Source organism: Brevundimonas sp. ALps5 (assembly GCF_058681645.1).
In genome coordinates this window covers 2,824,227-2,849,436 of sequence record NZ_CM178744.1, presented here as the reverse complement: position 1 = coordinate 2,849,436, position 25,210 = coordinate 2,824,227, and the positions used below count along the sequence as shown (strand labels likewise).

Here is a 25,210-nt window from a genome sequence, read left to right as displayed (position 1 = left end):
TGCAAAGGGGGTTGTCCATGGCCGTGTCCGGTCTTCGTCTGGCGTCTCACGTCATGGGGGGCGCGTGCGCCGTCGCCCTGTTGTCCGCATTGGCTCCCGAGGCCCTGGCCCAGACGGCGAACGTCGCCCCGACGGCCTCCTCGGCCCAGCCGCCGGCCTCGGCGGCCATCCTGCAGCAGCCGGCGATCAGCGCGAACCTGATCGCTTTCGTCTACGGCGGCGACCTGTGGACCGTGCCGCGCGCGGGCGGCCGGGCGACGCGCCTGACCATCGGCGTCGGGGTCGAATCGACGCCGGTCTTCTCGCCCGACGGATCGACCCTGGCCTTCACCGGCGACTATGACGGCAATGTCGACGTCTACACCGTGCCAGTCACGGGCGGCCTGCCGAAGCGCGTCACCTGGCACCCCTCGCCCGACACGGTCGTGGGCTGGTCGCCGGACGGATCGCGCATCCTGTTCCGCTCGAACCGCACCGCCGCCAGCCGCTACACCCAGCTGTTCTCGGTCTCCGCAAACGGCGGCGCGCCCGAGGCCCTGCCCCTGCCCTATGCCTATACGGGCCAGATGTCGGCGGACGGCAGGACCATCGCCTACAGCCCCTTCGCCGCCGCCTTCGGCTTCGACTTCAGCAACTACACGGCCTGGGGCAACTATCGCGGCGGCCGGGCCTCGACCATCAAGCTGACCACCCTGAACGGCCTCGACACCGTCGAGGTGCCCCAGGCCGAGGGGTCGAACGACATGTCCCCGGTCTGGCTGAACGGCCGGATCTACTTCCTGTCCGACCGGGCCGGGCCGATCTCCGTCTTCAGCTATGATCCGGCGACGCGGGCGGTGACCCCGGTCTGGAGCAATGACGGGCCGCCGATCCGGTCGCTGTCGACCGACGGCCAGACCCTGATCTTCGACCGGCTGGGCGACCTCTACACCCTGACGCCGGGCGGCCAGCCGCAGGCGCTGAGGATCGACGTCGCCGCCGACATGCCCGACGTGCGGCCGCGCATCCAGAACGTCGGCGACCAGATCCAGGACGTGGTCCTGTCGCCGGGCGCGGTGCGCGTCGCGGTCGAGGCCCACGGCGAGATCCTGTCGGCCCCGACGACCCGGGGCGCGGTCCGCAACCTGACCAACACTCCGGGCGTCATGGAGCGCAGCCCGGCCTGGAGCCCGGACGGCCGCAGCGTGGCGTACTTCTCGGACGAAAGCGGCCTCTACGCCCTGCACGTCTCGCCCCAGAACGGCGAGGGCGAGGTGAGGAAGTTCGCCCTGTCCGCAGAGCCGACCTACTATTTCGACCCCATCTGGTCGCCCGACTCGAAGAAGATCGCCTTCCACGACAACAAGCTGCGTAACTGGGTGCTGGACACCACCACGGGCATCGTGACCCAGGTCGGCGAGGCCCAGGCCCACGGCGGCTTCACCGAGGTTTCGTCCGACATGGCCTGGTCGCCGGACTCGCAGTGGCTGGTCTATTCGCGCAACGGCGAGAACCGGCTGACGGCCCTGTATCTCTACGCTCTGGCGACGAAGGCCTCGACCGCCCTGACCTCAAGCGCCGGCGACGCCCACAGCCCCGCCTTCGACCGCAACGGCCAGTACCTCTACTTCCTCGGTAGCAACAACTCGGGGGCGGTGACCTACGGCCTGGACATGAGTTCGGACCTCTATTCCCCGACCCAGTCGGTCTACGCCATCGCGCTGGACGCCGGGGTCCTGTCGCCGGTCGCGCCGCAGAGCGACGAGGAAGGCGCGCCGCCCGAGGCCTCGCCCCCGACGCCGGGCCCGACGCCCGCCCCGGCCGCGACGCCGCCCGCCGCGGCTGCGCCGAAGCCGACGCGCATCGATCTGGCGGGCCGTTCGCTGGACGACATCCAGCGCCGCACCGTCGCCCTGCCCATCCCGGCCCGCGCCTATTCCAGCCTGAAGACGGGCAAGGCCGGGGTGATCTACTTCCTCGAGCAGACGGGCCCGGCGGGCTCAGGCTCGACCGACACGGCGCTGAACCGCTTCACCCTCAAGGACCGCAAGGTCGAGAAGCTGGCCGATCGCGTGACCAGCTTCGAACTGTCGGCGGACGGGGAGAAGATGCTGATCTCGACCCGCTCGGGCGGCGGCGACGCCGCGCCGGGCATGCCGCCGCGTCCGCCGTCCTGGGCCGTCGTCGCCTCCGGGACCCCGGTCAAGCCGGGCGAAGGCGGGGTCTCGTTCGACCAGCTGGACGTTCGCGTCGACCCCCGCGCCGAGTGGCGCCAGATGTACGCCGAGCTGTTCCGCATGCAGCGCGCCTATTTCTACGATCCCAACTTCCACGGCTCGGACCTGGCCGCCGTGCAGCGCCAGCTGCAGCCATATGCCGACGCCATCCTCGCGCGCAGCGACCTGAACTACGTCTTCCACGAGGCCCTGACCGGGATGTCGGTCGGGCACCTGCGCGGCTCGGGCGGCGCCATCCCCTCGGCGCGGCGCGTGCCGGGCGGGCTGCTGGGCGCCGACTACCAGATCACCGGCGGCCGCTGGTGCATCTCGAAGATCTATGGCCCGACCGCCTTCTCGCCGGACGTGACCGGGCCGCTGGCCCTGCCCGGCGTCAACGCCCGGGTCGGCGACTGCGTCCTGTCGGTCAACGACATGCCGGTGACCGCCGACATGGACATCCAGGCCGCGCTGGAAGGCACGGCGGGCCGGATGGTGGTGCTTAAGCTCGGCCCGGCCTCGGGCGTGGGGGCACGTGACGTCACCGTCTCCCCGATCGGCTCGGAGACCCGGCTGCGCTACCTCGACTGGATCGAGGGCAACCAGCGCAAGGTCGACCAACTGTCTGGCGGGCGACTGGCCTATGTCCACCTGCCCGACACCGGCATGGGCGGCTTCACCAGCTTCAACCGCTACTACTTCGCCCAGAGCGACCGCGAGGGCGCGGTCATCGACGAACGCTTCAACGGCGGTGGCCAGATGGCCGACTACGTCATCGAGGTCCTGCAGCGGAAACTGCAGAGCTGGTGGTCGCCGCGCTACGGCGCCATCGACCGCACCCCGGCCCATGCGGTGCTGGGTCCCAAGGTGATGATCGCCAATGAGGTCGCGGGCTCGGGCGGCGACGCCCTGCCGTGGATGTTCAAGCATAACCAGGTCGGCACCCTGGTCGGCAAGCGCACCTGGGGCGGACTGGTCGGGATCGGTGACATGCCCCCGCTGATGGACGGCGGCCAGGTGACCTCGCCCAATGTCGGCTTCTTCAACCCGGCCGGCCAGTGGGAGGTCGAGAACGCCGGGGTTGCGCCTGACGTGGCCGTCGATCAGGACCCGAAGGCCGTCGCCGCCGGTCATGATCCCCAGCTCGAGACCGCCGTGGCCATCGCCCTGCGTCAGCTGGAGGCCAATCCCCCGGCCGAGCCGCACCGGCCGCCCTACCCGGTCTATCCGCGCCGCTGACCCAGGGGCGGGCCTCGCCAGTGTCGGCGGGCCCGCCCAACATGAAGGATAAGCAATCTACCTTTCGCCGATGTAACTGGTCGGCGCGCGGCCGCGGCTGATACTCGCCCCGGCCGCCGGGCCACACGCGCGATTCAACGCGCGACCTTCCGGACGGCGTCTCTCTCAGCCGGGACCGTCGCGGGTCCCGAAGGATGCCAGCCCATGACCGCCTCCCCCTCCAGGATCGCTCTTCTGGCCGCCACGGCCCTGACCGCCTCGATGGCCGCATCGATGCTCGCCCTGCCGGCCATGGCCCAGACGGCCACGCCCCCTGCCCCGGCGCAGACCCAAGCCCCCGCCCAGGCTCCGGCCAAGCCCGCGCCGCAGGAGGAGGAACAGGCCTCGACGGTCACCGACGTGGTCGTCACCAGCCGAGCCGACGCCGTCCACAGCTCGATCGATTCCACCAGCTACAGCCTGGCCAACGACCTTCAGGCCTCCAGCGGCAGCCTGGCCGACGCCCTGCGCAACGTGCCCTCGGTCGACGTGGATCCTCAGGGGAACGTCTCCCTGCGCGGCGACAGCAACGTCACCATCCTGATCGACGGTCGTCCGGCCGGGGTGCTGACCGGCGAAGGCCGCGCCCAGGCCATCCAGCAGATGCAGGCCGCCCAGTTCGCCCGTATCGAGGTCATGACCAACCCCTCGGCCGCCTACAGCCCCGAGGGTTCGGGCGGGGTGATCAACCTGATCTCCAAGCCCAACCAGCCCAAGCCCGGCATGACTACCACCGGCTCGATCCGCGCCAACGTCGGCGACAACGGCCGCTGGAATCTGGGGCTGACGGGTTCGCAGACGCGCGGCCCCGTGACCCTGTCCGGCGATGTCGGCTATCGCCACGACACCATCGAACAACTGATCGACCGCGACCGCGCGCAGCTGGACACCGTCTCGGGCCAGTTCCTGCCCTCGCGCCTGAACCAGGTCGTGAATGCCGACGTCGACGGCTTCAACGGCCGCCTGGGCCTCGAATACAAGCTCACCGGCAAGGACCAGCTGAGCCTGGAGGTCCGCGGCGCCGACTTCCACAACACCGGCGGCATCGAAGACCGCTTCGAGAGCCGCAACGCCGCCGGCGCGATCAACGCCGCCTATACGCGCCAGAGCGACGTCGACCAGACCTTCAGCAACCAGGGCGTGACCGCCCGCCTGTTGCACCGGTTCGACGACCAGGGCCACGAATGGACCAATGAGCTGCGCATCGACCAGGGCGACAATACCCTGGACCTCGCGACGGTCGCCTTCCCTTCCGTTCCGGCGGGCGCGCCCTCTTACGAGCGGGTGTCCAACGACGGCGGCTTCACTATCACCGCCTTCAGCAGCGCCTATGTCCGGCCGATGGGCGAGGCCCGGCTGCGGCTCGGCTATGAGCTCGAAGTCCGTCAGCCGCGTCAGGACAACACCGTCAGCCGCGGCGTGAGCGCGGCCGGCCTGACCGTCGTCCCGGCGCTGTCCAGCCGCTTCAAGGCCGAGCAGGCGGTCCACGCCCTCTACGCCACCTACGAGCGCCCCTTCACCGAGAAGCTGTCGGCCCAGTTCGGCCTGCGGCTGGAACAGGCGGATATCGAGGTCAACGCCGTGAGCAACGGCGTCTCGGCTTCCCAGGACTATTTCCGCGCCTATCCGACCCTGCACGTCTCCTACAAGCTCGACGACGACCAGACGGTGCGCGCCAGCTATTCGCGCCGCATCCAGCGGCCCCAGCCGTTCCAGCTGAACCCCTTCGTCTCCTACGTCGATCCCCTGAACGTGCGCTCGGGCAATCCGAACCTGGAACCGCAGGAGACCGACGCCTTCGAGGCCATGTGGCAGCGCCGCTCGGGCCAGACCTTCTATCAGGCGACCGCCTATTTCCGGGACACGCGCAAGGCCTTCACCGACGTCGCCAGCGACATCGGCGGCGGCGTCTTCCTGACCCGTCCCGAGAACCTCGGCGCCCGGCGCGACCTCGGGCTGGAGGTCGTGGCCAACGGCGCCCTGATCCCGAGCCTGCGCTACAACGCCAGCGTCAACGTCTTCCGCCAGGAGATCGACGCCGCCGGCATCCCCGGCGCGACCGACCGGTCGGGGACCCAGGTCTCGGGCCGGGTGAACCTGAACTGGCAGCCGACGCCCAAGGACTTCGTCCAGATCGCCGCCCAGTGGAACGGCGAGTCCCTGCTGGCCCAGGGCACGCGCGACGGCGGCGGCATGGTCAACCTGGGCTACCGCCGCAAGCTCAACGACACCCTGGCCTTCCAGGCGACGGTGCGCGACCTGTTCAACCAGTTCGGCGACGAGACCACCTACGACACCCCGACCTTCCGCGAGCGGACCGAGCGGCAGTTCGCCGGCCGGGCGGCCTATGTCGGCCTGACCTGGACCTTCGGCGGCGGCCAGCGCCGTCAGCCCGAGCAGTTCGACTTCGGCGGCGCCCCCACCGGCGGCTGATCCGCGACCGGTTCGGCTCCAGACGCAAAGAAGCCCGCCGGGGGGCGGGCTTCTCCTACTCTACGCGGGACGCACTTGGGGGAGAGTGTTGTCCTTCCGGGTGATCAGAAGGTGTAGCGCAGCGAGGCCGAGATGGTGCGGCCGTTCAGCGTCTGGGCCTGGACCACGCCCGAAGCCGGGATGGCGCTGGCGCCGATGTTCACGATCGCGACTTCATCAAACACGTTGAAGGCGGTGACGCCGACTTCGATGTTCCGGACCGGCCGGACGAAGACGTAGGGGTTGACGATCACATAGCCGGGCTGGACCAGGACATTGTCATCCTGCGCATAGCTGCTGGTCGTGCCGTTGATCGTGGCGCCGACGGTGAACATGCCGTGCTCGTACTCGGGACGGATGTTGTAGAACAGCTCCGGCTGGTGACGCGGACGGTTGCCGACCAGGGCCGCATTCGCCGAGTCGCTGTCGATGCTGGCCTTGGCGTAGGTGGCGCCGATGGCGATGCTGAACGGTCCGTGGCTGTACTCGCTCTCCAGCTCGATGCCGGTGGCGCTGTAGTCCCGGGTGAAGCTGATCACCTTCGGCGCACCCGTCGAGTCCGCGCCGATCTGCGAGTTGGTCTCGCCCGTCGAGGCCCAGAAGGCGGTGGCGTAGGCGGTCAGACCCTGCTGGCGGAACTTGACGCCGGCCTCGGCCTGTTGGACCTCGCCATAGCCGGTGTCGGAGTTGACCAGCTTGCCGGTGGTCGAGTCGAACTGCGTCGGGGAGAACAGCTGCCGTTCGGCGGCGGCGCGACCACCACGGCTGTAGCGGCCGAAGACCGAGACCGGCTCGGCGATGCGGTAGTTCACGCCGACCGAGTAGGAGACATAGTCGTAGCCGTAGTCGACATTGCCCGGCTGGGCGAGCGGCAGGACGGCGACCTTGGTCTCGGGCAGGCTGATGGAGCCGTTGCCGTTGACGTCGATCGTGGCCTGGCCCACGCGGCCGCCGCCCAGGGCGGCGCCGTACAGGGTGCCGCTGACGTCGCCGTGGTCCAGACGGATGCTGCCGCCGAGGGCCAGCTTGCCGATCTGGTAGTTGGCCGAGGCATAGGGCGCCAGGGTCTTGTAGTTGACGTCGTACCGCTGGTGGTAGGTGTAGAGCGCCGTCGCCGTGGCGAAGCCGTAGGCGATCATGCCGTTGTCGGTGACCGGGATGTTGGTCGCCGTGGTCAGGTTGTAGCGGACGGCCTGGCCGCCGGTCGTGTAGCCTTCGAGGGCGTTGGCGAAGCTCCAGTACATGTCGACGTCTTGCGACGAGGCGTACAGGCCGAAGGTCGTGGTCAGCTTGCCTTCACCGACGTTCCACACCTTGGAGGCGCGCAGGTCGTTGGTGATGTTGTCCAGGCTGTTCAGATCCATGTTGGCGTAGACGCCGATCTGCAGCTGGCCGTTGCCGTTCAGGGTCGAGGGGCTGGCGATCACCTGACCGGCGTTCGGGCCGGTGGCGTAGCTCAGGCGCGAACCCGGGCCGGCGAACGCGGCCATCAGCGAGGTCGCCGGCATGGCGACCAGGGAGATGTCGTCGTTGAACTCGCCCGAGATCCGCGAGTAGCGGAGCTTCTCGGAGATGGTCCAGCCGTTGATGTCGTACTGGCCCTCGGCTCCGACCGACTTGACCACGCCGTGCACGCCGTTGCGGCGGTCGAAGGTGGTCGGATTATTGTTCTGGTCGACGCCGTTATAGAGGGCGGTGTCGTTCGACAGGGTGGTGTCGCGCAGGCCGTCCGTACCCGGCAGGCTGGCAAAGCTCGGATCGCTGTTCGAACCCGAGGCGACCAGGGGGAACAGGGCGTAGTTGGGCTGACGGTCGTCCAGATACTTGGCGTAGAAGCGGACATAGCCGTGGTCCAGCTGGCGCGTCAGGTTGGCCTTGAACTGGCCGCCCTTGAACCCGTCATAGCCGATGTCGCGGGGGCCTTCGCCCTGGCGATAGAAACCGCCGACGTGGAAGCGCCAGCCGTCGCCCAGCGGGGCGCCATAGTCGAAGTCGACGCGGTTCAGGTCGTAGTCGAGGCCCGAGGTCACCATGACCGCGCCACCCTCTTCTTCACCCGTCTTGGAGATGAAGTTGATCAGGCCGCCCGGCGAGTTGGAGGCGAAGGTCGAGGCCGAACCACCGCGGATCACCTGAACCTGCGACAGGCCCATGTCGGCGCGCAGGAACATATCGGTCGAACCGAAGTGGATGTCGCCGAACTCCAGGACCGGCAGGCCGTCTTCCTGGATCTGCAGATATTTGGAGCCGTCGGCCGCCAGCGGCAGGCCGCGCACGGTCACCGAGGACACGCCGTCGATGCCCGAGGTCTCGGCGCGGATGCCGGGCAGGTTGCCGATGATGCCGGCGACGCTGGAGGTGCCGACCTTGGGCAGATCGGCCTCGTCCAGGGTGCTGGCCGAGATGGCGGAGTCGAGCAGGTCGCGGCCCTTGGCGACGCCGGTGCTGAAGGCCTTGGGCGCGGTGACGACGGGGGTCTGTTCAGGAGCCGGCTGGCCCTGGGCCGCGGCAGCTTCGGCGGCCGGGGCGGGCGCGGCGTTCTCGGCCATGGCCGGAGCGGCGGCGAGGAGGGGCAGAATGGCCGCCGAGAGGTACAGGTAGTTCATGAGTTTTCCGAAATTCTTTCTGGATAGCTGCGTTCTACGACTACGTATTACTGTCTAACGTAGTATAGGTTGGTTAAATTTGGATCATTTCCAACGTGGGGATTTACCTATGTGGATTTTATTGTTCCGTTTACCTGTGACGCTCGACGCGCGGCGACCCGGCCGCCCGACCGGGCGCGAAAGCCCTGAGGGACGTTTCCGCAACGGAAACAAATGTCTGAAGAGGGCGGCCCGCCACCCCCGCCGAACCCGGCGGAAGTGAGATCAGGCCTTCAGTATTCGCGGAAGAGAGGTGTCAGGCGACCCGGCTGTAGGGCTCGGCGCCGAAGTCGGACCAGTCGCCGTCGCGATGCGAAGCGGCCGGGGCGGCGCCTGCGTCGTCGCCGAGGCGGAAGCGGGCGACCAGCTGGGCCAGTTCGTCGGCCTCGGCAGCCAGGCTGCGCGCGGCGGCGGTGGCTTCCTTGACCATGGCGGCGTTCTGCTGGGTCATGCTGTCCATGCTGGCGACGGCGCCGTTCACCTGCTTCAGCTTGTCGGCCTGGGCGCCGGAGCTGAGGGCGATCTCGCTGATCAGGGCGTTGGTGTCGCCGATCTTGGAGCCGATACGGGCCAGCATCTGACCGGTGTCGCCGACGCGGCCGACGCCGGAGGAGACCTGTTCGGAGGACTTGTTGATCAGGGCCTTGATGTCGCGCGCGGCGTCGGCCGAGCGTTGGGCCAGGGCGCGCACCTCGGTGGCGACGACCGCGAAGCCGCGGCCGGCGTCGCCGGCGCGCGCCGCCTCGACGCCCGCGTTCAGGGCCAGCAGATTGGTCTGGAAGGCGATGCCGTCGATCAGGTTGATAATCTGGCCGATCTCTTCCGAGCTCGACTGGATGGCGTCCATGGCCGAGATCGCCTCATTGACGATGGCCCCGCCTTCGGAAGCGTTCTGGGTGGCCACGGTAATGGCGGTGCGGGCGTCGGCGGCGCGCTGGGCGGTCTGGCCGACCATGCTGGTCACCTGTTCGGCGGCCGTGGTGGTTTCCTGCAGACGGGTCGCCTGCTGTTCAGTGCGGCGCGACAGGTTCTCGGAGGCCGAATAGATCTCCGCAGCGCCCGAATGCACGCTCTGGGCCGAGCGGGCGACGCTGGAGATGCTCTGCTCCAGCCCCTGGACGGCGCTGTTGAACGAGGCGCGCAGACGCTCGTATTCCGCCGCGAAGGGAGTTTCGATGACGTGGGTCAGGTCGCCCGAGGCCAGGGCCGCGAGCGCGGTGTCGAGGGATTCCACGACCTTGCGCTGGGCTGCGTCGGCGCCGAGCTTGGCTTGGTCCGCCTGCTCCTTGGCGCGCTCGGCGGCGGTCTTGGCAAGATCGGCCTCGGCCTTGGCCAGGGCGGCGTCGCGGAAGACCATGACGGCGCGGGCCATGTCGCCGAGCTCGTCGGCGCGGTCGGCGTCGACGGTGATGTCATTGTCGCCCCGGGCCAGTTGGGCCATGGCGGCGGTCAGGGCGGTGATCGGGCGCGCGATCGTGCGGCTCAGCAGGACCGACAGGGTGATTGCGGTCGCGATCAGGGCGATGCCACCCAGGATCAGGGCCGCGATGGCGGTGACAATGGCGTCTTCCTGGTTCTTGCCGTTCTTGGCGATCAGCTCGCCCTCGGCCGTCCGGATGTCCCGCAGCGGCAGGACCGCGTCGCTGACCAGAACCTTCTTGCCGGCGTCGCGCACCATCTGCTGCGCCTCGTCGCGTCGACCCGAGCGAACGACCTGGATGATCCGGTCACCCCAATCCTTGCGCCAGGCCAGGGTGGCCGTGTGCGAGTCCTCGAGACTCTTCAGGTTGGCCGGATCCTTCAGCAGGGTCTTCATCTCGGTATAGATGGCGTCGTATTCGTCACGACCCTCGTAGTAGGACTTGAGGTAGCTCTCGTCCCCGGTCACCAGGAAGCCCCGGAACTGGCTGTTCTGGCGCAGGATGGCGGTTTCCAGCGACAGGGCGTTGGCGTGAATGGACTGGGACAGGTTGTTGCTGGCCGTCGAGGAACGGATCATCCAGATCGTCCCGAAGAAGACCGTCATCATGATCGCGGCCGATACGCAGATCAGCACGAAGGAAAGACTCAGCTTCCGGGGGATTTTCATCGCAGAGATCATGTTCTTGACTTGCAACTTTGCTTTGCATGCCCCGCCAGAGCGAAGCTCGTTTTCCGTGTTTGACTGCGGGTTTGAGCATCCCGCCGGCGCCATGCAGACGCGTCCGGGCTCATCCCCACCAGCCACGGTTGACAGCATTTCCTTGAAAGGACGGTTAACGGCCGGCGGAATACAGAAGCTTGATGCCGCCTGACTCCGGGAATTCGCCTGATCTTTGTTTTAACTACGTAGTTTCACCTAAATCACATTCGTGAAACGCCGGCGCGCCCAACCCGCCCCTTGAATCCAGGCCAGGCCTGACACCGGGATCACGCCCTGACGCTGGGATGCCCGGCTCTTGGATTTATTTGAATTTAACGAACCAGGCTTAGCAGCGGAGACATCGAAAGCGCGTGGATGCGGCCGTCTCGGTCATCACACACAGCGCGGGCGACAATGTTGCGGATACTTCCGAAGTACTTCGTAGAACCGATCGGGAGTAGTTGATGATGCGGATCGTGATGTGATGGACAAACCCACGACCATCGGCGGCCGCAACGCCTTCCTGCGCCAGGCCGATCTCTGCCGCGACATGGGCTCCCCCTTCCTCGCCTCGGTGCTCGAGGCCCTGGACCGCCAACTCGAAAACGCCCCGGTCAGCGCGGACATGGTCGCGGCCTGGCCCGGCGACGCCGCGGCGGCGGCCCTGGCCATGCGCTTCAACGGCGCGCTTCACGCCCTCGCGCGGCGCGGCCGCCCCGCCGCCCTGGCGGCCCTCTATCACCGCGAGCACGACGATTTCGACGGCGCCGTCGCCGAGGCCCTGGCCAGAGAAGACGCCTTCATCGCCGACTGGATCAAACGCCCGACCCAGACCAATGAGATCGCGCGCGCGGGCGCCCTCCTATCAGGTCTGATGTCGGCGCCGCTGGAACAGTCCATGCCCTTCGAGCTGCTCGAACTGGGCGCCAGTTGCGGCCTGAACCTCAATCTCGACCGCTATGCCTATGACCTGGGTCTGGTCGCCGCCGGCGATCCCCTGTCCGAGGTCCGCATCGCGCCCCAGTGGCGCGGCCCGACGCCCCGTTTCGCCCCGGTGTCGATCGCCTCGGCCCGCGGCGTGGACCTGAATCCGCTCGACGCCTCCGATCCCGGCCACCGCGAACGCCTGCTGGCCTTCACCTGGTCGGACCAGCCCGAGCGCTCGCGCCGGCTGGAAGCCGCCCTGCGCATCGCGGCGACCCACCCACCGCGCATCGATCAGGCCGACGCCGTCACCTGGCTGGCCCAGCGTCTGGACGAGCCACAAGCCGTTGGGACCTGCCGGGCCGTCGTCCATTCGATGTTCCTGCAATATCTGTCCGACTGGGAGCGCCAGACGATCGCGGTCATGATGGCCGGCGCCGGCGCCCGGGCGACCGCCGAACGGCCCCTGGTCTGGATCGGTTATGAATGGACGGCGGATCGCAAGGAGGTCGAGCTGCGCCTGACCGCCTGGCCCTCGGGCGAAAGCATCGTCCTGGCCAAGGGCCATCCCTACGGCGACTGGCTGGAATGGCTCGACGCCCCGGCGGTCGTGGCGGCGGTGGCGGCGTAAGCCGACTACGGCAGCCTGATCAGGTTCTGGGCCAACCCCGGGACCTCGACCCGCACACGATACAGGCCGCCCAGAGTCGGCTGTTCGGCGCGCTTGTCCGCATTCCCCAGCCAGGCCGTGGTCATATAGAGGTCTTGCAGGTCAGCGCCGCCGAAGGCCGCCTTGGTCACGGTCTGCACCGGGGTCTGAATCTTGCCGACCCGCTCGCCCTCGGGCGAATACAGGGCCACGCCCCAGCCGTTGAACAGACCGACGTGCAGCACCCCGTCGGCGCGCATCGAGGGGCCGTCGCAATAGCCGTCCTCCATCACCGCGAAGACGCGCCGGTTCGACAGCGCCCCCGCCTCGTGATCGAAGGCCAGAACTGTCTTCGCCAAGGTGTCGTGGTGATAGAGCGTCTTGCCGTCGGGGCTCAGGCAGGGACCGTTGGTAACGCCGTAACCGTCATCGTGCCGGACCAGTTCGCTCTCGAACCAGCGATACAGGGCGCCGGTCTTCTGTTCCTCTGAATCGTCCATAGACCCGAACCACAGCGAGCCGTCAGGCGCGACGAAGCCGTCGTTCAGCCGGTTCTGCGGCCGGTCTTCCTCGACCGGCAGGATCAGGGTGAAGTCGCCCGTCGCCGGATCGAACCGGTGCAGGCCGCCGCGCACGCCGCAGATCAGCGACCCGTCCTCAGCCGGCAGGGCGAAGCCGGTCTGGTCCGGCGTATCCCACGAGGCCTTCTCGCCCGTCGCGGGCGTATAGCGATGCAGCCGCCGCCCCTTGATGTCGACGAACCACAGGCAGGACCGGGCCGCGTCCCAAACGGGGCCCTCCCCCAGCTCCGCGCCCAGGTCCCAGATCAGCTCAGGTTCGGCAGTCATCAGGCGGACGGGCTCCAGGACACGCTCCAGGCGCCGACGAAGGCGCGGGCGACAGCGCCGACCTCGCTAGCCGTCCGACCCGGCTTGTACAAGGCGGAGCCGATGCCGAAGCCGTCCGCTCCCGCCGCCCGCCAGCCGGCCATATTCGCCGGATCGACGCCGCCGACCGCATAGAGGGGCTGGCCCTTGGGCAGGACGGCCTTCACCGCCTTCACCGCGCCGGGTCCCGCCAGCTCGGCCGGGAACAGCTTCAGCACATCAGCGCCCGCCTCCAGAGCCGCGAAGGCCTCCGTCGGGGTGAAGAAGCCGGGCATGGAGAACAGGCCCAGAGCCTTGGTCCGCTCAATGACGCGCGGATTGATATTGGGCGAGATGATCAGCTGGCCGCCGGCGCTCGCGACATCCTCGGCCGCTTGGGGCGTGAGGACCGTGCCGGCCCCGACCACCGCCCGCCCGTCGAGCGCGTCGCGTAGCAGGCGGATGCTCTCCAGCGGGTGCGGCGAATTCAGCGGCACCTCGAGACAGGTGAAGCCCGCCTCGACCAGGGCCTCGCCGACGCCGACCGCCTCCTCCGGCGTCAGGCCGCGCAGAATGGCGACCAGAGGCAGGGCGTCGAGGGCGGACTGGACAGTGAGGGTCATAGGGAGGCCTTCCAGATTCGATAGAGACCGCGCGCCACGGAAACTTCGCCCGACACCCGGTTGACGCGCGCGAACCCGGCCAGGGCCAGGGCGCGCTCATAGCGAGCCGCGACCTGTTCCTCGCCCACGACCCGCACGGGGCTGTCGCGATCCGCGCTCTCGGCGGCCAGTTCGGCGCCGATCAGCAGGCCGGACAGGAAGTCCGCCGCGCCGTCCGGATCGAGCTGACCCGCCAAGGTCCGCACGCGAATGTTGAACAGATGGGCGGTGACCGCGGGATCCGACAGGGCCAGACGCACGCCGTCGTCGAAGGCGGCGTCATTGCCGCCCGGCTGGCCCATGCCGCGCCCGATCAGGGTCGCCTCGCGCACGGCGGCGAACAGCTCTCCGGTGAGGAAGGTGCGGAAGCCGGTGATCGCGCCACCCTCAACGCGGATCCATTTGCAATGGGTGCCCGGCGCGACCATCAGGCCGGTCTCGCCCGGCGCGAACAGACCCAGGGCCTGGGTCTCCTCGCCGCGCATCACGTCGCCCAGCCCGTTGGGCGTCAGGGCCACGCCCGGAACGATGCGGATGTCCCGATCGGCGACCGGCCGAGCCAGCTGCGCCGCCAGTCCGCCCGCGTCCGCCGGACAGAAGACATAAGGCGCTTCCACCCAGCCCTGACGCGAGCCCGCCATGCCTGCGATCAGGACAGGCGCATCGCCCAGCCAGTCGCCCGCGACCTCGTCCAGCACTCCGGCGAAGACGTCTGCGGTCAGACGCCCCGCCCCGCGCGGATCGACCCGGCGATCCAGCACCTGCCCGTCGGCGCCGAGGCGCATGACACGCAGGTTGCTGGTGCCCCAATCTACGCCGATCAGCTCAGTCATAAGCCGCCGCTACCACCAGATCGTATAGACGGCGATCAGGAAGGCGATGACGCCCACCGCGGCCAGGTTGAAGCCCAGCGTCGTCTTGTAGGTGATGTTGTCCAGCTTGATCTTCATGGCGTCGGGCTTGGCCGGGACCAGCAGGGACACGACCACTGAAGCGATCAGGGAGACGACGAAGACGACGCCGACCCGGTTCATGAAGGGGAAGATGAACTGGCCGGTGTCCTGCAGCCACCAGAAGACGGCGGACAGCACCACCGACCCGACCGCCGCCGTCAGGGCGCCGGCTTCCGAGGCCCGCTTCCAGAACAGGCCCAGCATGAAGATGACCACGATGCCCGGGGTGAAGAAGCCGGTGAACTCCTGGATGAACTGGAAGGCCTGATCGGCCGAGCCCAGCAGCGGGCGGGCGGTCAGGACGCCGATGATCATGGCCACGACGGCGGCGACGCGGCCGACCAGCACCAGATTCTGCTCCGACACGTCCTTCTTGACCTTGGCGTAGAGGTCCAGGGTGAAAATGGTCGAGATCGAGTTCACTTTGGACGCCAGAGAGGCGACGATGGCGGCGATCAGGGCGGCGAAGACCAGACCCTTCAGGCCCGTCGGCAAGAGGTTCATCATCGTCGGATAGGCCTCGTCCGGCTTGGCCAGCCCCGGGGCGATAATCAGGGCCGCCAGACCCGGCAGGACGATGATCACCGGCATCAGCAGCTTCAGATAGGCGGCGAAGGCGATGCCCTTCTGGGCCTCCGGCAGCGACTTGGCGGCCAGGGCGCGCTGGATGATGTACTGGTTGAAGCCCCAGTAGCTGATGTTCATGACCCACAGGCCGCCCAGCAGCACGGCGATGCCCGGCAGCTGCTGATAGTGGGGATTGTCCTTGGACAGGATCATGTCGAACTTCTCGGGGAAGCGATGCACGAGGGTCGCGAAGCCATCGACGACGCCCGATCCGCCGGTCGAGTCGGCGATGTGGTTCAGGGCGATGAAGCCGATGATCAGGCCGCCGGCGACCAGCAGGGCCACCTGCACGATGTCGGTCAGGGCCACGGCCTTCAGACCGCCCCACAGCTGATAGGCCAGGGCGAAGACCGCGATGCAGACGATGGCCAGGTTCTGGTCGATGCCGGTCACCGTGGTCACGGCGATGGAGCCCAGCCAAAGGATCGAGGTCACGTTCACGAAGACGTAGAGCAGCAGCCAGAAGACGGCCATGACGTTGCGGATCGTCGGCCCGTACCGCTGCTGCAGGAACTGCGGCATGGTGACGATCTCGTTGCGCAGGAAGATCGGCAGGAAGAACTTGCCCACGATCAGCAGGGTCAGGGCCGCCATCCACTCATAGGAGGCGATGCCCAGGCCGATCACATAGCCCGAGCCGCTCATGCCGATGATCTGTTCGGCCGAGATGTTGGCCGCGATCAGCGAGGCGCCGATGGCCCACCACGGCAGGTTCTTGGAGGCGAGGAAGTAGTCGGTGGAGGTCTTCTTCGCCCCCGTCTTGTCGCGCGAGACCCATTGGGCCAGGCCGAAGATCGCCACGGCGTAGATCGCCAGGATGACCAGATCTATGACTGCAAGTTTCACGCGGAGTCCCCCCAAGGGCTGTCGTTCTTCGACGCTGTGGGCGGAGACGCTAGGCCAAGGCCCGGCGACCGTCCACCTGATTTTTATATCTGGCGCTACATTTCATTGGTGATCACAATGATTGTGGTCAGAACCGCGGCTCCGGCCTAGGCTGACGTCAGGAGGATTCTCGATGACCATGCAGGACGAGCAGGATCGCAAATACCGCGCCCCGGCTCTGGAAAAGGGGCTGGACGTGCTTGAGCTGCTGTCGTCGCACGGCCGTCCGATGACGCCGTCGCAGATGTCGGTGGAGCTGGGCCGGTCGGTCAGCGAGTTGTTCCGCATGATCCAGGTGCTGGAGTTCCGGCACTATATCGAGGCCACGCCCGACGGCTATCGTCCGACCAACCGCCTGTTCTCGCTGGGCATGACCCAGGCGCCGGTGAAGTCCCTGACCGAAGGCGCCCTGCCGATCATGCGCGATCTGGCCCGCGACACGGTGCAGTCCTGCCACTTGGTCGTCCCGACCGAGGACCAGATCGTGGTCATCGCCCGCATCGAGAGCCCCGGCGACCTGGGCTATTCCGTGCGGCTGGGCTACCGCCGCAGCATCATCGACGCCTCGTCGGGCCTGCTCTTCTACGGCTGCGCGTCGGACCGGACCCAGGCGGCGCTGAAGGCGCGGCTGGAGCCGCTCTACCCGGCCGACCGGCTGGCCCGTTACTACGCCGACGCGGAGGCGGCGGGCGCCCAGGGCTATGTTCGCCGCGCCAGCGACTTCGTCATGGGCGTCACGGATCTGGTCGCGCCGATCATGGGCGCGGACAGCGTCATCGCCACCCTGATCACCCCCTATATCCAGCACTCGGGCGCGGCCTGCGATATCGACGCCTCGCTGGAGCACCTGCGCGCCGCCGTGCGGGCCATCTCGGCGGAGATGTCGGCCATGTCCCAGGCCTGATCGCGGCCTGATTTCGGGGCCCGATCAGACGGTTGCCCCTCATATTCGGTAACCGCCGTTGACTTGAGGGAGCCGCGCCGCCATTTTTGCCTGCAATATCGCTTTCATTGATGAAAGCATCAAAGACGCCGCGGAGACCGCTCCCGGCAGCAGGGAAACGACATGGGCGCGATCTATCCTGACCTGGCCGGCAAGGTCGTCATCGTCACCGGCGGGGCCGGCGGCATCGGCGAGGCCATCACCCGGGCCTTCATCGCCCAGAAGGCCAGGGTCGGCTTCCTCGACATCGATGTGGCCCGCGGCGAGCGGCTGGAGGCCGAGCTCGGCGCCGACGCCCGCTTCGTGACCTGCGACCTGACCCACATCCCGGCGCTCAAGGCCGCGATCCAGACGGTGCGCGACGCCTTCGGACCGATCGACGTCCTGATCAACAACGCCGCCCACGACGAACGCCACGCCACCCTCGAGGTCACCGAAGAGTACTGGGACGGCCGGATGGCCGTGAACCTGAAGCACCAGTTCTTCGCCGCCCAGGCCGTGCTTCCCGACATGCAGGCGACCGGCAAGGGCGCCATCGTCAACATGGGCTCGACCTCCTGGGTCATCGGCCAGGGCGGCATGCCCGCCTATACCGCATCCAAGTCCGCCGTCATCGGCCTGACCCGCTCCCTCGCCCGCGACTTCGGCGAGTTCGGCGTGCGGGTGAACGCCATCGCCCCCGGCTGGATCATGACCGAGCGCCAGCTCGAGCTCTGGGTCACGCCCGAGACCGAGAAGAGCATCTACGAGAACCAGTGCCTCAAGCGCCGCCTGGTCCCCGACGACATCGCGAAGGTCGCCGTCTTCATGAGCTCCGACGAAGCCGGCGCCATCACCAACCAGCACTACATCGTCGACGGCGGCTGGAACTGATGACCGTGAAGCCCCTGAAGAAGCCCCTGCGGTCGCGCGCCTGGTTCAACAATCCGGACAATCCGGACATGACCGCCCTCTATCTGGAGCGGTATCTGAACTACGGCCTGACCCGCGAGGAGCTCCAGTCCGACAAGCCGATCATCGGCATCGCCCAGACCGGCTCCGACCTCAGCCCCTGCAACCGCCACCACATCGAACTGGCCAAGCGGGTCCGCGAGGGCATCCGCGAGGCCGGCGGCATCTGTATGGAGTTCCCGGTCCATCCGATCCAGGAAACGGGCAAACGCCCGACCGCCGGTCTGGACCGCAACCTCGCCTACCTCGGTCTGGTCGAGAGCCTCTACGGCTACCCGCTGGACGGGGTCGTCCTGACCATCGGCTGCGACAAGACCACCCCGGCCTGTCTGATGGCCGCCGCCACCGTCGACATGCCCGCCATCGCCCTGTCGGTCGGGCCGATGCTGAACGGCTGGCACCGCGGCGAACGCACCGGTTCGGGCACCATCATCTGGAAGGCGCGCGAGATGATGGCGCGCGGCGACCTCGACTACGAAGGCTTCATCGATCTGGTCGCCACCTCGGCGCCGTCGGTCGGTTACTGCAACACCATGGGCACGGCGACGACGATGAACTCCCTGGCCGAGGCTCTGGGGATGTCCCTGCCCGGCTCGGCCGCCATCCCGGCGCCGTATCGCGAGCGGGCGCAGGTCGCCTATGAGACCGGGCGGCGCATCGTCGATATGGTCCGCGAGGATCTGAAGCCCTCGGACATCCTCACCAAAGAGGCCTTCCACAACGCGATCGTGGTCAACTCGGCCATCGGCGGCTCGACCAACGCCCCGATCCACCTGACCGCCCTCGCGCGCCACGCCCATGTCGATGTGCCGCTGGAGGACTGGCAGACCAAGGGGCTGCACGTGCCCCTGCTGGTCAATCTGCAGCCGGCCGGCGCCTATCTGGGCGAGGACTATCACCAGGCCGGCGGCGTCCCCGCCGTGGTCGCCGAGCTGATGCGACAGGGGCTGATCCACGAGGGCGCCCTGACCGTCAACGGCAAGACCATGGGCGAGAACTGCCGGGACGCAGAGATCGTCCTGCCCGACGTCATCCGCACCTTCGATACGGCGCTCAAGACCGACGCCGGCTTCGTCATCCTCAGCGGCAGCCTGTTCAACTCGGCGATCATGAAGCTCAGCGTCATCTCGCCCGAGTTCCGTGAGCGCTACCTGTCCAACCCGGACGACCTCAACGCCTTCGAAGGCCCGGTCGTCGTGTTCGATGGGCCCGAAGACTATCACCACCGGATCGACGACCCGGCGACCGGGATCACCGAACACACCCTGCTGGTCATGCGCGGCGCCGGCCCCATCGGCTATCCGGGCGCGGCCGAGGTCGTGAACATGCGGCCGCCCGCCCACCTGATCAAACAGGGGATCACGGCTCTGGCCTGCATCGGCGACGGACGCCAGTCCGGCACCTCCGGCAGCCCCTCCATCCTGAACGCCTCGCCCGAGGCGGCGGCGGGCGGCAACATCGCCCTGATCCAGACCGGCGACCGGGTGCGCATCGACCTGAACACGGGCCGGGCCGACATCCTGATCCCCGATGCGGAGCTGGCCGAGCGGCGCGCGGCGCTTAAGGCGGCGGGCGGCTATGCCTACCCCGTCTCCCAGACGCCCTGGCAGGAGATCCAGCGGTCCATGGTCGGCCAACTGGAGACCGGCGCCGTGCTGGAACCGGCCGTCAAATACCACCGCATCATCGACACGCTCGGCCTGCCTCGCGACAGCCACTGACCGTGTTTCAGCGGCGCATCGCGTCGCATATGAAAATTATTTTATTGACAGAACTTCGCTGCGGCGGTTTCCTGCCTGCAAGAGGTCGGGAACAGGCCTGCGTTCTGTCAGGGAGGCGCCGCGTTGAAGCGCGAGGATTCACATTCGACTGCCGTTGATCGCCGCGTCCTGATGCAGGGCGCGGGCGTGCTCGCTGTCGCGTCTTCCCTCGCCGTTTCCCGCCCCGCCTCCGCCCGGACGGCCATCGCGCGCCGCCGCGTGAAGCTGGCCTTCGACTGGAAGCATGCGCTCGGCCACGCCGCCGACATGGACAAGGATTTCGGCTTCGGCCGCGATCAGAGGACCTATGCCAAGACCGGCGGCTCGGAGAGTTCGCCCATCGCCCTGGCCGCCCTGGCCAGCTTCGACGATTCCGCCTGGGCCACGGTTCAGGTCCCGCACGACTGGGCCATCGACCTGCCCTATGATCCGGGTCCCGGCGGCTTCAAGGACGATCAGGACGATCCCCGCGCCGCCCATGGCTACAAGGCACTGGGCCGCGACCACCCCGAGAACAGCGTCGGCTGGTATCGGCGCAAGCTCGACATCCCCACGGACTGGGCCGGTCAGCGTCTGGGTCTGGAGTTCGACGGCGCCTTCCGCGACGTGGTCGTCTTCCTGAACGGCATCATCGTTGACGAGCATGCCGGCGGCTACACCCCCTTCACCGTCGACATCACCGACGTCGCCCGTCCGGGTCAGGACAACTGGCTGGTCGTCCGCGTCGACGCCAGCCTCGGCGAAGGCTGGTTCTATGAGGGCGCGGGTCTGTATCGCCATGTCTGGCTGACCGCGACCGCCCCCCTGCACATCGCCCCCGACGGCGCCTTCATCCGGTCCGAGCGACGCGGCTCGGGCGCCGTCGGCAAGGTCGAGGTCGCCGTCCGCAACCAGGCTGACGCCGCACGCACCGCCACCGTCCGCGCCATCGTCTCCGCCCCCAACGGTCTGGAAATGGCCCGCGCCGAGAAGCCCCTCACGCTCGAGGGCTGGGGCGACGGCAAGGTCGAGGCCGATCTGAGCTGGCCCACCGCCCCCCTGTGGTCGCCCGCCGACCCGCAACTGCATCGCCTGACCACCGAAGTCGAGGTCGACGGCGTGGTCGTGGATCGCACCGAGACCGCCTTCGGCGTCCGCTCCGCCGTCTTTGATGCGAAGCGCGGCTTCCTGCTGAACGGTCAGCCGCTGAAGCTACTCGGCGCCTGCTGCCATCAGGACCACGCCGGCGTCGGCGCGGCCATCCCGGACGCGCTTCAGGACTGGCGGATCCTTCAGCTCAAGGCCATGGGCTGCAACGCCTGGCGCGCCTCGCACAATCCGGCGACGCCGGAGCTGATGGACGCCTGCGACCGGCTGGGCATGCTGGTCATCGCCGAGACCCGGCGCATGTCCTCCGACGAAGAGTCGATGAAGGAACTGGCCACCCTCATCCGCCGCGACCGCAACCGCCCCTCCGTCATCGCCTGGTCGATCGGCAATGAGGAACAGGCCATCCAGGGGACCGAGACCGGCGCTGCCGTCGCCCGCACCATGAAGCGGATGGTCAACCGGCTCGATCCCTCGCGCCCCGTCACGGCGGCCAAGGACCAGGACTTCGACACCGGCGTCTCACGCGTCGTCGACATCCTCGGCTTCAACTACCGCACGCCCCAGATGGAGGGCTATCACGCCCGCTTCCCGGACCAGCCGATCATGGGCACGGAGACGGGCAGCACCGTCTCGACCCGTGGCGAATATGTGCTGGACGTCCCGGGCCACATCGTTCCGGCCTATGACCGCGAACATCCCTGGTGGGCCTCGACTGCCGAGGAATGGTGGACCATCGCGGCCGAGCGTCCCTACATCGCGGGCGGCTTCATCTGGACCGGCTTCGACTATCGCGGCGAGCCCACCCCCTACGCCCGCTGGCCCAGCGTCGGCTCCTACTTCGGCGCCATGGACTCCTGCGGCTTCCCGAAGGACAATTTCTGGTACTACCGCGCCTGGTGGCGGCCCGAGCCTCTGCTGCACCTGTTCCCGCACTGGAACTGGGAAGGCCGCGAGGGCCAGGACGTCGAGGTCTGGGTCCATTCCAATCTCGACCGCGTCGAACTGTTCCTGAACGGCCGCTCGGTCGGATCAAAGGACGTCGTCGCCAACCGCCACTTGGCCTGGATGGTCCCTTACGCTCCCGGCGTGCTGGAGGCGCGTGGCTGGAAGAACGGCCGTCTGGTCGCGACCCAGCGTCGCGAGACAGCCGGCGCCCCCGCCGCCCTGACCCTGTCCGTGGATCGCAATGCCCTCAAGGCCGACGGCGAGGATGTGGGCATGATCACCGCCAGCGTGGTCGACCGCCGTGGCCGCCCCTGCCCACGCGCCGACGATCTGGTCGTGTTCGAGGTCTCGGGCGACGCCCGCGTCATCGGCGTCGGCAACGGCAATCCGGTCAGTCACGAGGCCGACCGCGCCGACCGCCGCAAACTCTTCAACGGACTGGCCCAGGCCATTCTTCAAGCCGGCCGCACGGGCGGCGCCATCACCGTCACCGCGCGCGCCGAGGGCCTTCGCCCCGCCGTTCTGCGGCTCGACGCCACCGCCATCAGACAATCGACCTGAAATCAGGCGACACAGGGGAGGACACCATGACCATCAAGAGAAAGACCCTCATCGCAGCCGGCGTCTCCGCCGCCGCCTTGTTCACCGCCGCCGCGCCGGCCTTCGCCCAAACGGCGCCGGCCCCGACGACCACGCAGACGGATGACGCCGCCCAGGTCGACGAAGTCGTCGTCACCGGCATCCGCGGCTCGCTGCGCAGCGCCATCGGGGTGAAGCGCAACTCCGACCTCGTCATCGAGGCCATCTCCTCGCAGGACATCGGCCAGCTGCCGAACGTCACCATCGCCGAGGAACTGGTTCGCCTGCCCGGCATCAACGGCACGCGTGACCGCGGCAACCAGAGCCAGGCCGCCATCCGGGGCCTCGGCCCGCGCCTCGTGCTCGGTCTCGTCAACGGCCGCGAGGTCGCCTCGTCCGAGCCCGACCGCAACATCCGCTGGGAAATCTATCCGTCCGAGATCGTCTCGGGCGTACAGGTCTACAAGTCGCAGTCGGCCGACTTGGTCTCGGGCGGCATCGCCGGCACCATCGACATCCGCACCGTGCGTCCGCTCGACTACCGCGGCCCGGCCTTCGTCGGCACCGCAGGCGCGGTCTATTACGACGCGGGCAAGGACCTGCCCGACTATGACCCGACCGGCTATCGCCTGAGCGCCAATGTCACCCACCCGGTCTCGGACACCCTGGGCCTCGCCCTCGGCGCGACCCATCAGGTCCAGAAGAACGGCTATTCGACCTTCGAGGGCTGGGGCTGGAACGACGCGGCGACCGGCGGCTCGGCCGGTGACGTCGATGGCGACGGCGATCTGGACGCCACCTTCTGGGGCGCCCAGACCCAGGTCAAGCGCCTGACCGAGACCCGCAACGGCGTCAACGGCGCCCTGCAGTGGAAGCCGTCCGACCAGTTCGAACTGAACCTCGACGTCCTCTACTCGGACATCAAGATCGACGAGGACCAGAACCAGATCTGGTACGGCAACAACGGCGCCTACGGGAACTATGGCGGCAGCTCCGCCTGGGCCTACGGCGACCCGACGGCCTCCTACACCATCATCAACAACACCGTGGTGGCGGCGCGCCTGCCCTATGCCTCGGTCACAAACGTCATCGCCAAATACACCGAGGACAAGACCCTGTTCGCCACGGGCCTGAACGGCAAGTGGACCTCGGGCGACTGGACCCTGACCGGCGACCTCGCCTACTCCAAGGCCGAGCGCGAAAACCTGTGGCGCGCCATCTTCACCGAACAGTATCCGGCCATGGCCGGCGTCGACATGACGCCCGGCCGGACGCCCTCGGCCTATGCCAGCTATGACACCGGCGACGTCTCCTACCAGCCGCTGCAGAGCTACCGGCCGGCCCAGGCGGACGGCGGCAATCTGTCGGACGAGCTGACCACCGCGCGCTTCGACGTGTCCCGCTACATGGGCGACACCGGCCTGACCGACGTCTCGTTCGGCGCCCGCGTCACGGACCGCACGAAGGAATATACGCGCACCTTCTGGACCCAGGCGCCGATCATCGCGACCCTGCCGGCCAGCCTCCTGACCAGCTTCAAGGTCTCGGACTTCGACACCCCCTCCTTCATCAACGGCGACTTCGACGCCGTGGCCAAGGCCGCCATCGGCGGCTTCGTCCAGCCCGCCAACAGCACCGACACCGCCTCGGGCTGGTCCGTCGATGAAACCGTCGCCGAAGCCTATGTGAAGGCCAAGTTCGCCGGGACCTTCATGAACCTGCCGTTCACCGGCAACATCGGCGCCCGCGCGGTTCAGGTCGACACCACCAGCCACGGCTATGAATCGGTCAACGGCGGCGCCCTGTCGCCGGTCAGCATCGACAACGATTACTTCCAGCTGCTGCCCAGCCTGAACCTGACCCTGTCGCTCGCCGAAGGTCAGCAACTGCGCTTCGGCCTGGCCCGCACCATGGCGCGTCCGCCGCTGGACGAGCTGCGCGCCGGCCGCACGCTCTACAACACCACCCCGCCGCCCACGGGCTCGGCCGGCAACCCGCTGCTGGAGCCCTACATCGCCAACCAGGTCGACCTGTCCTACGAATTCTACTTCGCGCCGGAAGCCCTGTTCGCCGCCGCGATCTACTACAAGGACGTCGAGAGCCACATCGGCTATTCGACCCAGCCGGTGACCATCAACGGCGTGACCTACAACGTCACCGGTCCGTTCAACGGCGACGGCGGCGGCATCAGCGGCGCCGAGCTCACCTTCCAGACCCCGTTCAGCTTCGTTCCGGCGCTGTCGAATTTCGGCATCTACGCCAACTTCGCCTACGTCCAGTCCGACGTGAAGGAGTTCTACCCGGCCAACAACCCGCTGGAGTCCACGGGCCTGGCCAAGGAGACGGCGACGGTCGACCTCTGGTACTCGGACGGCAAGCTGGAAAGCCGTCTGGGCTACAAGTACCACAGCCCCTTCACCGTCATCACCGGCTGGGACGGCTCGGCCCTGCGGACGCTGGAAGCCGAGACCACGCTCGACTTCAGCGCCTCCTACCAGCTGACCCACAATGTCGGCTTCCGCTTCCAGGCCAGCAATCTGACGGATGAGGAAGTCCGGGTTCACTACGACAACGACGTGAACCGCCTGGCCAGCCTGACGCGCTTCGGCCGTCGCTTCAGCCTGGACGCGACCTTCCGCTACTAGGACCCGCGCGGCCTGGCCTT

At 68.0% G+C, this 25,210-nt stretch carries 15 protein-coding genes; 9 read left to right on the top strand and 6 right to left on the bottom strand.

What is annotated here, in order from left to right:
* The first annotated feature begins 17 nt into the window (after positions 1 to 17).
* Together ACW172_RS13520 and ACW172_RS13515 are read left to right on the top strand one after the other, a co-directional pair.
* Positions 18 to 3,434 (top strand): S41 family peptidase, encoded by a 3,417-nt coding sequence (locus ACW172_RS13520; RefSeq protein WP_492031963.1) that lies wholly within the window; start codon positions 18 to 20, stop codon positions 3,432 to 3,434.
* A gap of 204 nt (positions 3,435 to 3,638) precedes the next feature.
* On the top strand, positions 3,639 to 5,906 hold the full coding sequence (locus tag ACW172_RS13515) for a TonB-dependent receptor domain-containing protein (protein WP_492031962.1): 2,268 nt from the start codon (positions 3,639 to 3,641) through the stop codon (positions 5,904 to 5,906).
* Between the two features lie 104 nt (positions 5,907 to 6,010).
* Here ACW172_RS13515 and ACW172_RS13510 read toward each other — a convergent pair whose 3' ends face one another.
* Positions 6,011 to 8,551: a TonB-dependent receptor gene (locus tag ACW172_RS13510; protein WP_492031961.1), complete on the bottom strand. Its 2,541-nt coding sequence runs from the start codon at positions 8,549 to 8,551 to the stop codon at positions 6,011 to 6,013.
* A gap of 295 nt (positions 8,552 to 8,846) precedes the next feature.
* Positions 8,847 to 10,679: a methyl-accepting chemotaxis protein gene (locus ACW172_RS13505; protein WP_492031960.1), complete on the bottom strand. Its 1,833-nt coding sequence runs from the start codon at positions 10,677 to 10,679 to the stop codon at positions 8,847 to 8,849.
* Between ACW172_RS13505 and ACW172_RS13500 the strand changes: the two genes are divergently transcribed.
* The gene (locus tag ACW172_RS13500; RefSeq protein ID WP_492035032.1) at positions 10,564 to 10,884 is read left to right on the top strand and encodes a hypothetical protein; all 321 of its coding nucleotides are present in this window, start codon (positions 10,564 to 10,566) and stop codon (positions 10,882 to 10,884) included. The genes ACW172_RS13505 and ACW172_RS13500 overlap by 116 nt on opposite strands.
* Positions 10,885 to 11,196: 312 nt before the next feature.
* Positions 11,197 to 12,267, top strand: coding sequence for a DUF2332 domain-containing protein (locus tag ACW172_RS13495; protein ID WP_492031959.1), 1,071 nt, complete (start codon positions 11,197 to 11,199; stop codon positions 12,265 to 12,267).
* A 5-nt stretch (positions 12,268 to 12,272) separates the two neighbouring features.
* On the opposite strand, the gene ACW172_RS13490 is transcribed toward ACW172_RS13495, so the two are convergent.
* Genes ACW172_RS13490 through ACW172_RS13475 form a run of 4 tightly spaced genes read right to left on the bottom strand, consistent with a single transcriptional unit; the run spans position 12,273 to position 16,239 of the window.
* Complete coding sequence (locus ACW172_RS13490) at positions 12,273 to 13,133, bottom strand: SMP-30/gluconolactonase/LRE family protein (RefSeq protein ID WP_492031958.1); 861 nt, start codon at positions 13,131 to 13,133, stop codon at positions 12,273 to 12,275.
* On the bottom strand, positions 13,133 to 13,774 hold the full coding sequence (locus ACW172_RS13485) for a 2-dehydro-3-deoxy-6-phosphogalactonate aldolase (RefSeq protein ID WP_492031957.1): 642 nt from the start codon (positions 13,772 to 13,774) through the stop codon (positions 13,133 to 13,135). Before ACW172_RS13485 ends, ACW172_RS13490 begins: the two co-directional genes overlap by 1 nt.
* On the bottom strand, positions 13,771 to 14,646 hold the full coding sequence (locus ACW172_RS13480; protein ID WP_492031956.1) for a 2-dehydro-3-deoxygalactonokinase: 876 nt from the start codon (positions 14,644 to 14,646) through the stop codon (positions 13,771 to 13,773). Before ACW172_RS13480 ends, ACW172_RS13485 begins: the two co-directional genes overlap by 4 nt.
* Before the next feature lie 9 nt (positions 14,647 to 14,655).
* Complete coding sequence (locus ACW172_RS13475) at positions 14,656 to 16,239, bottom strand: sodium/sugar symporter (RefSeq protein WP_492031955.1); 1,584 nt, start codon at positions 16,237 to 16,239, stop codon at positions 14,656 to 14,658.
* A 172-nt stretch (positions 16,240 to 16,411) separates the two neighbouring features.
* On the opposite strand from ACW172_RS13475, the gene ACW172_RS13470 reads away from it, so the two are divergent.
* From ACW172_RS13470 to ACW172_RS13450, 5 genes are all read left to right on the top strand, one after another.
* Entirely contained in the window at positions 16,412 to 17,182 is a 771-nt protein-coding gene (locus ACW172_RS13470; protein ID WP_492031954.1) for an IclR family transcriptional regulator, read from the top strand.
* Positions 17,183 to 17,344: 162 nt separating this feature from the next.
* The gene (locus tag ACW172_RS13465; RefSeq protein WP_492031953.1) at positions 17,345 to 18,094 is read left to right on the top strand and encodes an SDR family NAD(P)-dependent oxidoreductase; all 750 of its coding nucleotides are present in this window, start codon (positions 17,345 to 17,347) and stop codon (positions 18,092 to 18,094) included.
* The gene (locus ACW172_RS13460) at positions 18,094 to 19,893 is read left to right on the top strand and encodes an IlvD/Edd family dehydratase (protein ID WP_492031952.1); all 1,800 of its coding nucleotides are present in this window, start codon (positions 18,094 to 18,096) and stop codon (positions 19,891 to 19,893) included. Before ACW172_RS13465 ends, ACW172_RS13460 begins: the two co-directional genes overlap by 1 nt.
* A 171-nt stretch (positions 19,894 to 20,064) precedes the next feature.
* A complete protein-coding gene (galA, locus tag ACW172_RS13455) occupies positions 20,065 to 22,527 on the top strand; it encodes a beta-galactosidase GalA (protein WP_492034979.1) in 2,463 nt (820 codons plus the stop codon).
* A gap of 26 nt (positions 22,528 to 22,553) precedes the next feature.
* Entirely contained in the window at positions 22,554 to 25,190 is a 2,637-nt protein-coding gene (locus ACW172_RS13450) for a TonB-dependent receptor (protein WP_492031951.1), read from the top strand.
* Positions 25,191 to 25,210 lie beyond the last annotated feature (20 nt).